The organism is Inediibacterium massiliense (assembly GCF_001282725.1).
Classification (GTDB): domain Bacteria; phylum Bacillota; class Clostridia; order Peptostreptococcales; family Thermotaleaceae; genus Anaerophilus; species Anaerophilus massiliensis.
The window spans coordinates 1,496,566-1,508,149 of the sequence record NZ_LN876587.1; the positions used below are offsets into that span (position 1 = coordinate 1,496,566).

An 11,584-nucleotide genomic window follows, 5' to 3' on the forward strand; every position below is an offset into this window, starting at 1 on the left:
CCTTCATATCCTATATAAAATTTTTAGTTTGCTACTTTTACCATACTTGGTCGAATTACTTTTTCATTTAATGTATATCCTTTTTGGAACACATCTATAATCATATTGCTTTCATATCCATCACATTCCTCTTGCATTACTGCATGATGGAAATTAGGATCAAATTCTTTTCCCATAGTCTCTATTTCTTTTACGCCATTTTTCTCAAACACTTCTAAAAGCTGCTTTAAAATCATGTCTATTCCTTGGGTAAAAGATTCATCTTTTCCTTCATCTTTATAAGTTTTGATAGCTCTTTGTAGATTATCTACTACAGGAAGCATATCTAAAATCAATTTTTCATTTGCAAAAGTGTATATATCACTTTTTTCTTTTTCTACTCTTTTTTTATAATTTTGAAAATCTGCAGTCATTCTTAAAAATTGACTATTGATTTCTTCTTTCTCTTCTTGTAGCCTTTTCATTTTTTCCTCTTCACAAGCTTCTTCATTTTCCTCTTTTAATTCTTCTTTTATAGCCTCTAAATTATCTTTGGCTGTCTCTTTATTTTGAAGATCCTCTGAATGATTATGTTTCATTTTTACTCACCTACCTATATTGTATTTCCTTATAATTTGCACTTCTCATTTTGATCAAACATATGTATAGTGCAAAATAAATATTTTGCACTTTTAATTTTTTTATTCATCATTTAATAACTTCGTCAAATTTTTGGTCACATAATCTACAACAGAGACAATGTGATCATAATTCATTCTTGTAGGTCCAATGACTCCTATTTTCCCTACAATGATATTATCCACTTTATAGGTGGCAGTCACTAGACTACAACTTTTCATTTCTTCGTGTCTATTTTCTGTTCCTATAGTAATATCTAATTCATCTTTACTATTAAGCAATAAATCCATAATGTGTTCCTTATGATTTAACATTTGTAAAAAATCTCTAGCTTTTTCTATATTATGATACTCTGGCAATTGGAAAATATTCATCATTCCATCTAGATACAATTCAACACTGATCATATCCTCTAGTGTTGAAAGTAAAACTGGTAAAATTAAATCTACTAAAGATGTATACTGTTTCATATCAAATTTCAAGTTACGAATAACATCTTTATTGATTTTTCCAATTGTTAAACCCTTAAGCTTAATATTTAGTATTTTAGTAATTAACTCTAAATGTTCCTTACTAAAAACGTCTTGATTTCTTATGATGGCATTTTTTACAATACCAGATTCAGATACTACTACCAATAGTAAGCTTTTTTCATCAATAGGAACAAGTTGTACAGACTTTAATTTGCTTTGTTCAAATTGAGGAGACAATACAACAGAAGTAAGCTTTGTCATATGAGATAAAATCTTAGAAGTTACTGTAATAATCTCATTTATCTCTCCAAAACTTTGTAGAAAGCTCTGTTTAATTACATCCTGCTGATTCTTAGCCAATCTATTCATCATCATTAAACTATCCACATAAAGTCTATAACCTTTGTCAGAAGGAATTCTTCCAGCAGAAGTATGGGGTTGACTTAAAAAACCCATATCCTCTAAATCTGACATTTCATTTCTTATGGTTGCAGCACTAATACCTAAATTATACTTCTTCATTAACGTTCTTGAACCCACAGGTTCAGCTGTTAAAATAAAATCCTTGATTATGGCCTGTAGGATTTTTAACTTTCTTTCTCCTAGCCCCATAATACCACTCCTATTTGTTAGCACTCTCTCTTAATGAGTGCTAATCTATTATGATTTTAAGGTATCACTAAAAACTATATTTGTCAAGATCATTTTTTATTTTTTTTAATCTGGTAAAAAATCAATAAACACTTGATTGGATACATCTATTCCTCTTTTTGTAAGTCCAATGTTTCTTCCATCATTCCACAAAAGCTCTTCCTTTGTAAATTTTTCAATAGACTTTCCATAAACTCTTAAGGGACTGATTTTAAATCTTTCTTCAAACTCTTTTATATTAATTCCTCTCATCAATCTAAGTCCTAAAAACATAGTTTCTGCCATCTCATCTTCTTTGTATATTTTTTCTTTGGTAATATGAGGACTTTTTTTATTTTGAATCATATCAATATAATTTTCTACATTTGTTTCATTCGAAAATCTTTCTTTCTTAAAATAAGAATGAGCTCCTACTCCAAATCCTATATACTCTTTATTTTCCCAATAAATTTGATTATGCATACTGCCTTTATTTGCTTTAGCAAAATTTGATATTTCATAATGTTCATATTCAAAAGAGGTAAGATATTCTATAGCAAAATGATACATTTTTCTATCTTCTTCATCATTAGGAATATTCAGTAAATCTTTTTTATATAGTTCATCAAAAATTGTATTTTCTTCTATTTTTAGGCTATAAGAAGAAATATGTTCAGGATCTAACTTTACTACTTGGGCTAAGGTCTCTTCCCACTGTGCTAATGTTTGATCTGGAAGAGAAAACATCAAATCTATATTTATATTTTCAAACCCTAATTTTCTTGCTAATAAATAGTTTTTTACAAATTCTTCTTTTGTATGAATTCTTCCTAATCTTTTTAAATGATGATTTTGCCACGCTTGAAGACCCATACTCAATCTATTGATTCCACTTTTTAGATAAAATCTTATTTTTTCTTCATCTAAAGTTCCTGGATTTGATTCTATACTCCATTCTACATTTTTATCAATAGAAAATCTTTCATGTAATAGATTGATGATTTTATCCATTTCATCTATGGGAATAATAGAAGGTGTTCCTCCTCCTATAAAAATAGATTTTATTTGATAATCTTTTAGCACTTCTGAAAATGATTTTATTTCTTCCTTTAATGCATTCATATAATTTGAAATATTATGAGTGTCTGGATAAGAACAAAAATCACAATAGAAGCATTTTTTTACACAAAATGGAATATGAATATATAATCCTATATTTTTCATCATTTTCCTTCTTTCTGATTATGTTAAAAATAGCCACCTATAGGTGACTATTTTTTGTTTTCATCATATTTTAATACAGCCATGAAAGCTTCTTGAGGTACTTCTACAGATCCTAATTGTCTCATTCTCTTTTTACCTTCTTTTTGTTTTTCAAGAAGCTTTTTCTTTCTAGAAATATCTCCACCGTAGCATTTTGCTAATACATCTTTTCTAAGAGCACTAATTGTCTCTCTTGCAATAACTTTTGTTCCCACAGATGCTTGTATTGGAATAGCAAACATATGCTTTGGAATTACTTCTCTTAATTTTTCACATACTGCTCTTCCTCTACCTACTGCTTTGCTTTCATGTACAATCATAGAAAAAGCATCTATAATATCTTTATTCAGTAAAATATCCATTTTTACAAGAGTCGACCTTTGATATCCTTTTAATTCATAATCTAATGATCCATACCCTCTTGTTTTAGATTTTAAAGCATCAAAGAAATCATAAATTACTTCGTTTAGAGGAAGTTCATAATGAAGTTGTACTCTTCTTTCATCAATATACTCCATATGCTTCATAGTTCCTCTTCTATCTTGACACAATTCCATTACATTCCCTACATATTCGTTTGGAAGCATGATTTGTGCATCTACAATAGGCTCTTCCATAAAATTAATCTCTTGAGTAGAAGGAAGATTCGTAGGATTTTGTATCATCAAAACCTCTCCATTGGTTTTGGTTACTCTATAGATTACACTTGGAGATGTAGTAATAATATCTAAATCAAATTCTCTATCTAATCTCTCTTGAATAATTTCCATATGAAGAAGTCCTAAAAATCCGCATCTAAATCCAAATCCTAAAGCATTAGATGTTTCTGCTTCAAATTCTAATGAAGCATCATTTACTTTTAGCTTTTCTAAAGCATCTCTTACATTTTCATATTTTTCTCCTTCTGCTGGATAAATTCCGCAGTATACCATAGGAATTACTTTTTTATAACCTGGTAGTGGTTCTTTTGCTGGAGACAGTGCACTAGTAATTGTATCTCCCACTTGGGTATCCGATACATTTTTAATGCTTGCCGTAACATATCCTACATCACCAGCTAAGAGCTTGTCTACTGGCATAGGTCCAGGAGAAAATACTCCTACTTCAGTTACTTCAAATTTTTTGCCTGTAGCCATCATTAAAACCTTATCTCCTGCTTTTATGCTACCTTCCTTAACTCTTACATCTGCTACTACTCCTTTGTAGCTATCATAATAAGAATCGAAAATAAGTGCTTTTAAAGCTCCCTCTTCATCACCATTAGGAGCTGGTAGCTTTTGTACAATCGCCTCTAATACATCTTCAATATTTAATCCTTCTTTTGCAGATATTAAAGGACAATTTGTTGCCTCAATCCCTATAATTTCTTCTATTTCATCCTTTATTTCATCTGGTCTAGCCCCTGGAAGATCAATTTTATTAATTACAGGTATGATCTCTAAGTTTTGCTCTAAAGCAAGATATACATTTGCAAGGGTTTGAGCTTCAACTCCTTGTGCTGCGTCTACTACTAATATGGCTCCCTCACATGCTGCAAGACTTCTTGATACCTCATAAGTAAAGTCTACATGTCCTGGTGTATCAATTAGGTTTAATATATATTCTTCACCCTTTTGATCTTTATAAATCAGACGGGTAGTTTGAAGTTTTATAGTGATTCCCCGTTCTCTCTCTAAATCCATATTATCTAGTATTTGCTCTTTCATTTCTCTTTGAGTAAGCAAACCTGTCTTTTCTATTAATCTATCAGCAAGGGTAGATTTTCCATGATCAATATGGGCAATAATACAAAAGTTCCTAATCTTTTGCTGACGATTACTGCTCATTCCTACTCCTCCTCTATTACGATCTGATAATCTTTACTATTATATCATAATTTATCTATATATCATAGATAAATTATACAGCAAAGATTATATTATCAATAAAATAGCCGAGCAAAAGCTCAGCCATTTTACTATTATTTTAATAAAATTTCTTTTTGTTTTTTCACACTTTCTACAAAAGTGATAATATCTTTTTTAATACTATTATATTGTTGATATATTTCTTTCTTATTTATATAGTAATTCTTTCCACAGAATATAAATGCATAAACTTCTTCATTGATTCTTTCTAATCCAAATACTTTAGGTTCGTGAATCATCATCATAGAACGATAAGACCGATCTACAAATAAAATACCACTTATTAAAATCATCATAATTAAAGGAAAAACAAGCCACCTTTTCCCGATTTGTCTCTTTTCTATTTTTTTAGTTTCAGCCTTCCTCGCTCTACTCATATTGATCACCAATATTATTTTTGTCAATAAAAATGCTTTTTATTCTATAGAAATATAAAAATTTTTCATTCTAATTTTTTATATCTTCTAACACTTGACTTAAAATCTCTCCTAAGTATTTTGCTGTTCTTTCTGCTTCGTCTATAGTATTTGCTGTGTTTCCTACTTCAATAAGTGCATAATAATCTGAATTGTATTGGTTAAATTTATAAGGTTTAGTAATAATTTTTTTTGCTAGTCCTGGGTATTTTTCATCACTTTTTGCCTTAATATAATTTGCAAGAACTAAAAGTTTCTCTACATTTGGATTTTGCATTCCTACCACTATTGAAAACTTTGCTACTCTTTGCCCATTGATGACTACATAACTATTTTCCCTTGCTGTTTCTGTATTAGGTGCAGCATCCCTATGAACATCAAATATAACTTTAAGACTAGGATACTTATTTAAATAATTTGTAAGAGTATCTAACGATCGTACATAGGACTTTTGATAAGACGGATAATCATGTAAAGTCTCTTCATGGAGGACGTTATGTCCTTTGCTTTGTAAAAATTTTGTCAACTCATCTGCCACCGCTCTCACTGTGTATTTTCGATTGAGAGAATGGAAATTTCCTACAGATTCAGGCATATAGGACTCTGTGGGATGTGTGTGATAAATAAAAATAGAAGGACTATTTTTATCTAATGTAAGTTTTGCAGGCTTTTGAATAGGAGAACTTATAATCTTTACATTGTCTTTAGGTTCCTCTACCACTTTATTGGTAGCTTTTACTTCTTCTTTTGCTTGAGTATTTTCATTTTGTGTAGGCATGCCTAAAGATTTTGTGGTGATCACTTCTTGATTTATATCTTTTATAGGATTTTCTTCTTCATAAGAACCGTGCATATCTTCTCCTAAATCATCATCTGCTTCTTTGAGCATAGAAATTTGTGCTTGAAATAAAGTTTTAGGATCCTCATAATCAAAATTGAGCATTTTTTCTACAATGATTTTTTTTATACTCTTGTAGTTTTTATGTTCTTTTTTATAATTTACTTCTAAAGCAGAAATACTTTTATTCAAAATACCAATAAATAGCTCATCCTTAAATCCTCTTGTTTGTGCTTGTACAATATCTTTTCCTTTTGAAAGACCATTTGCCTTTACAATAATATCTTTTGCATCCCAAATAAATGCTTTAAAAAACAAAATAAGCATAACACTCGTAATGATAATCCCTATCCATTTATGATATTTTCTTAGCTCAATACATTTTATTTTCACGGATCCATACACCTCTCTTGTTTCTTTTGTTTGTACTACCAATTATATGAGAGGCTTTTAAAATATATTACTGTAAATATCTATTTACATCTTTTAAATCAATACCTGGATGAAGTGCTATATTAATACCATTTGCAATAATTTGAGAAATATTCCTAATGATCATATCAATATCTTTTGTAGTTACAATCACATTTGCTCCATAAGGATCTAGTACCTCCTTAATCAAATGATATTTATCTTCTTCATTCATTTCCTTAAGAATTTGATAAAATTGAGACTCTTTAGAAGATTGACTGGCTAAAGCTTCTACCACCAACCCTATAGTATCATTGGCCATAGTCGCTGCATCTACAACAGTAGGTACTCCTATTGCAAATACAGGTACTCCTAATGTATGTTCACTTAATTCTTTTCTTTTGTTTCCAACTCCCGATCCTGGATGGATTCCTGTAGTAGAAATTTGTATAGTAGAATGGACTCTTTGCATCTTTCTAGAAGCCAAAGCATCTATAGCTATAACTAAATCTGGTTGTGTTTTTTCTACAATTCCTTTAATAATTTCTACCGTTTCAATTCCAGTTGTACCCATAACCCCAGGAGAAATAGCACTAACAGGTCTAACACTTGGGTCCTCTGTTTTATTATAGGTTTCAAATAAATGCCTTGTAATAAATATTTTAGATACTACTTGAGGTCCTAATGCATCTGGTGTAATATCCCAATTTCCCAGTCCAACTACAAGAGTTTTGAAATTATTTTTTTTAGGTGTTAGTTTTACTAATTCTTTTGCTAAAATTTTACTTACATCATCTTTTAAATCTGCATCTGCATTTTTAAGGCCTGAAGATTCAATTGTAATATAACTTCCTTTAGGTTTTCCCATTATTTTGCTTCCCTGTTGATCTAAAACTTCTACATGAGTAATGGTAGCAAATTTTTCTTCTCTTTGATGAACCTTTACTCCTGGAATTTCTGTTTTTGTATTTTCTCTGTACATTTCTCTTGCTTCTACAGCTAAATCAGTTCGAATTTGAAACATATTTTGACCCTCCTTAGTTTATCCTTATATACTTAGATATTTTCTTATTTTATGCATTTTTCCTATAAACCATGTATAAAAATTGCTTGTAAAGGGTATAAAACAAATAGTAGTTTTTCCCTTGCTTTTTCGCAATAATCATGATAAAATAGCTTTTGTTGAATTGGGTAATAAGGGGGTGAACAGGTTGGCAAATATTAAGTCTGCTAAGAAAAGAATTAAAGTAATTGACGTTAAAACAGCTAGAAATAGAAAAATCAAATCTATCGTTAAAACAGCAATCAGAAGATTTGAAGAAGCATTATCAGCTGGTAATGTAGAAGAAGCAAAAGCAAAATTCTCTTTCGCTGAAAAGAAAATTATGCAAGCTGCTGCAAAAGGTACTCTTCACAAAAATGCTGCTTCTAGAAAAGTTGCTAAATTAGCAATTAAATTAAACAAAGCTATGTAATACAACCGTCATGTATTCCCCATAGAATATGCAAAAGCGTACCTAGTACGCTTTTTTACTTTTGGTTGCAAATTGTACAATCAACATTTCCATACCTACTTTTCCATCCATTCTTCCCTTTTTTATAGCTTCATCTGTAGACAAGCATACTTCTAAAGACTTTTTCAAAGTTTGTATATTAAAATTTCGAGCCTGATTCAAGTATTTTTTCACTACAAATTGTTTTAATCCTAACTTTGGTGCTATAGCCATAGGAGTATATCCTTGATTCTCCATAATCTTAATTTGAAATAAGTGTCTAAATTGCCTTGTAATCATATAAAGAATCTTCGTTTCTGCTTCTCCTTCCATGATCATATCATTAAACAAATATAACGCCTTTTCCACATCCTTTGTTCCAATAGCTTCTACCAATGCAAATATATTATTTTCTATTGTTTTTGGTGCTAGTATTTCAATATCATCTTTTAAAATTGTTTTTCTATCTCCTACATAGCTACATAATTTATGAATTTCTTGATCTAAATCTTCTAATGTTTTTTGAGAATTTTTGTCTAAGTATCCTATCATTTCAACTAACAAAACAATTTCTCTATCTTTTATTTCTTTATTATATTTATGAAAACTTTTTTGAATCCATTTATAAACATCTTTTTCTAATAATTTACTACATACTATGATATCTCCATAGCTTTTGATGGCTTTTACAATCTTTTTTCGTTGATCTACATCTTGCTTGGATACAAAGAATAAATATGTTGTATCCGGAATATTTTTAAAATATTCTAAAAGATTTTTTTCCTCTTCTTCACTAATATTATTTCTTTTGCCTGTAAAGCACTCCAAATCTTTTACAACAACCATTCTTTTGTTTCCCATAAACGGAAGGGTCTCACAAGCATTTATAATCCTATTTATATTAGCTTCTTTTCCATCTATCATTTGATAATTAAATTGTTCAAAAGATGGATCAACAATTCCCTTTTTCAATGTATCCATTGTATGATCCATTAAATAATATTCTGTTCCATATAATAAATATAAATTTTTCAATTGCTTATTCTTTAGATCCTTTAGTACGTCTTTATAATCCATAAGAATCCTCCTATTATTCCATTGTATTAACTTTTACCTTATTTTTATCAATGACCATTATCACTGCACCATTTTCATCATTTCTAAAAATTTTTACTTTATTTTTAGAAAATTCATCTAATATACTTTGATTAGGATGTCCAAAATGATTCTTTCCTACCTGAATCACTCCAATCCTAGGTTTAATATGTTGAATAAAAACATCTGTGCTAGAAGTTGCACTGCCATGATGACCTACCTTTAATATATCTACATGAAGATCAGAATACTCTTTTACAATTTCTTCTTCTGTTTCTTTTTCTATATCTCCCGTAAACAAAACTCCTACCCCTTTATATTTCATCAACATAACTAATGAATCATTATTTGCTTCAGACAATGTAGTCATATGATCTTTGGGGTGAAGAATTTGAAAAGATAGATTTTGTTCAATGTTTATTGTATCATTTCTTAAGATTTCGTACACTCTTGTTTTATGAATCCTACACTTTTCTCTAAGTATTTTTTCTTCTATAGAATCTTTACAATTTGCTCCTATAAACATATTGTGTACCTTCATATGATCAAATACCCTAATAAGTCCATCTATATGATCTTTGTGAGCATGAGATAAAAACATCATATTAATTTTTCCAATGCCATTTCTTCTTAAACATGGAACTACAACATTTTCTCCTATGTCTATTTCTTTTTTCAAACTTCCTCCTCCATCAATTAAAATATTTTTATGCATGGGTGTTTGAATCAAGATACAGTCTCCTTGTCCCACATCTAAAAAATTTATTTGCATTTTTGCAGGTATTATATGATAGATCCCTATACTCACAATATAAATTCCTGTGATCATTCCTATAATCTTATTTTTACTCATCTTAAATTTTCTTTTGCTTATCCAAAAAGCAATACTCCCATAATAAAATAAAAAGAATGTCCAGTATGGAGAGACAACTTCTATACTACTAAAAGGCATATGATCTACAAGATTACACAAAAATATCATTATTTTTAATAAATAAGAAATAATTATTCCTAATAAAGAAGCTATAAATATATTAAAGAATCCAATAATAATCATAATAAAACCCATAGGTACAATTAAGCCTGCCAAAATAGCAACAGGAATATTTACAATAAAAGCTCCAAAAGAAATATAAAAAAAGTGATAAGCCACAATAGGCATAGTTCCTATTTGAGCAGCAATAGAAGCTACTAAATATTTCCTAACTTTATTTGGAATCCATACTAATTTTTTATCAATAGGCTTATATAAAATTATTATGGAAAAAGCAGCAGAAAATGAAAGCACAAACCCCATATCTATAATATACATAGGATTGATAATCAGAAGCAAAAAAGCAATAGCAGAAATCCCACTTAAAGAATCATACCTTCTATTAAGTAAAGGAGCTATAAAAAAAATATGAAGCATCAAAACAGCTCTTACAACAGAAGAACTTCCTCCAGTAATAAAAGCATATGCCCATAGAATCAGAGACTGAAAAACGATTCTTATATACACAGGAAATCGTTTAAGTAATTTATTAGAAAATAAATAAAGTATCCCTACATGCATTCCTGATACTGCAAGGATATGAGCTACTCCTACCCGTTGGAAGGTTTTATATACCTTTTCATCTAAACCCTCTTTATTTCCGAGAATAATTCCTAATAACATGTCCCCTTCTTCTTTAGGCATAATATTTTGTACAAAATAGATCAACTTATTTTTTATATTTTTAGACATAATCCATATAGGAAAAATTTTGCCCTCTCCAAGAATTTTTATTTTATGACTATATACTACTCCATCAATTTTTTTCATTTTCAGATACATAGAATAATCAAACATATTGGGATTTCTTCTTCCTTTTGGCTTTGTAACCTTTCCTTTTATAAAAACTCTTTTTCCCACTATATAATCAAATTTCATATGCTTTTCTTTGTATTTTATAAGCACTTTATCATATACCTTATATATTTTTTCTTTGTATACCACTTGAGTTGCTTTTAATAAAATAGAAGTTGACTTTTTATAATCTATATCTACTACATCTCCTATAATCTCTATAGATTCGTTTTCCAAAGAATCATAAATACTCTTTTGATCCAAATCTATTTTTAAAAGAAAAATACCTAATAAAATACAAAAAAGAAAAATAAAACAATATGTTTTTTTCGTATAAATAATGAATACACATCCAATAAGAAACAGAAAAATCATACTTATATAAGACGGAGAAAATAAATATCCATATACGATTCCTATGATATAAAAAATACTTATCCAAAATAGAGGTCTTCTCATATCGATTTCCTTTCTATGGATTTTTATCTATTTTTTCCTAAATATTATTTTTTATCACAAAAAGACATACTGTAAAAAGTATGTCTCATACTGTTGACAAACTATATTTTAGCAAAGTCATAAAATTTGCAAGCTCATGGCGCCAACGAAATC

The 11,584-nt window shown here is 29.2% G+C and carries 10 protein-coding genes; 1 reads left to right on the forward strand and 9 read right to left on the reverse strand.

All coding sequences use genetic code 11. The features are described 5' to 3' along the window. Positions 1–23: 23 nt before the first annotated feature. The 7 genes from grpE to gpr all read right to left on the reverse strand — a co-directional run bounded on the left by grpE (position 24) and on the right by gpr (position 7,580). Positions 24–578, reverse strand: coding sequence for a nucleotide exchange factor GrpE (gene grpE / locus BN2409_RS15875; RefSeq protein ID WP_053957577.1), 555 nt, complete (start codon positions 576–578; stop codon positions 24–26). Positions 579–680: 102 nt separating this feature from the next. Then, on the reverse strand, positions 681–1,703 hold the full coding sequence (gene hrcA / locus BN2409_RS15880; RefSeq protein WP_053957578.1) for a heat-inducible transcriptional repressor HrcA: 1,023 nt from the start codon (positions 1,701–1,703) through the stop codon (positions 681–683). A gap of 105 nt (positions 1,704–1,808) precedes the next feature. Beyond that, complete coding sequence (gene hemW, locus BN2409_RS15885) at positions 1,809–2,945, reverse strand: radical SAM family heme chaperone HemW (RefSeq protein WP_053957579.1); 1,137 nt, start codon at positions 2,943–2,945, stop codon at positions 1,809–1,811. A 47-nt stretch (positions 2,946–2,992) separates the two neighbouring features. After that, on the reverse strand, positions 2,993–4,810 hold the full coding sequence (lepA, locus tag BN2409_RS15890; protein WP_053957580.1) for a translation elongation factor 4: 1,818 nt from the start codon (positions 4,808–4,810) through the stop codon (positions 2,993–2,995). A gap of 134 nt (positions 4,811–4,944) precedes the next feature. Continuing rightward, positions 4,945–5,268, reverse strand: coding sequence for a hypothetical protein (locus BN2409_RS15895; RefSeq protein WP_053957581.1), 324 nt, complete (start codon positions 5,266–5,268; stop codon positions 4,945–4,947). Positions 5,269–5,338: 70 nt separating this feature from the next. Then, positions 5,339–6,538, reverse strand: a complete 1,200-nt coding sequence (gene spoIIP, locus BN2409_RS15900) for a stage II sporulation protein P (RefSeq protein ID WP_053957582.1) — start codon at positions 6,536–6,538, stop codon at positions 5,339–5,341. A 67-nt stretch (positions 6,539–6,605) separates the two neighbouring features. Next, the gene (gene gpr / locus BN2409_RS15905) at positions 6,606–7,580 is read right to left on the reverse strand and encodes a GPR endopeptidase (RefSeq protein WP_053957583.1); all 975 of its coding nucleotides are present in this window, start codon (positions 7,578–7,580) and stop codon (positions 6,606–6,608) included. Positions 7,581–7,767: 187 nt separating this feature from the next. Between gpr and rpsT the strand changes: the two genes are divergently transcribed. Continuing rightward, positions 7,768–8,031, forward strand: a complete 264-nt coding sequence (gene rpsT / locus BN2409_RS15910) for a 30S ribosomal protein S20 (protein WP_053957584.1) — start codon at positions 7,768–7,770, stop codon at positions 8,029–8,031. A gap of 42 nt (positions 8,032–8,073) precedes the next feature. On the opposite strand, the gene holA is transcribed toward rpsT, so the two are convergent. Continuing rightward, entirely contained in the window at positions 8,074–9,126 is a 1,053-nt protein-coding gene (gene holA / locus BN2409_RS15915) for a DNA polymerase III subunit delta (RefSeq protein WP_053957585.1), read from the reverse strand. A gap of 13 nt (positions 9,127–9,139) precedes the next feature. Next, positions 9,140–11,431: a DNA internalization-related competence protein ComEC/Rec2 gene (locus BN2409_RS15920; protein ID WP_053957586.1), complete on the reverse strand. Its 2,292-nt coding sequence runs from the start codon at positions 11,429–11,431 to the stop codon at positions 9,140–9,142. Between the last annotated feature and the right edge of the window lie 153 nt (positions 11,432–11,584).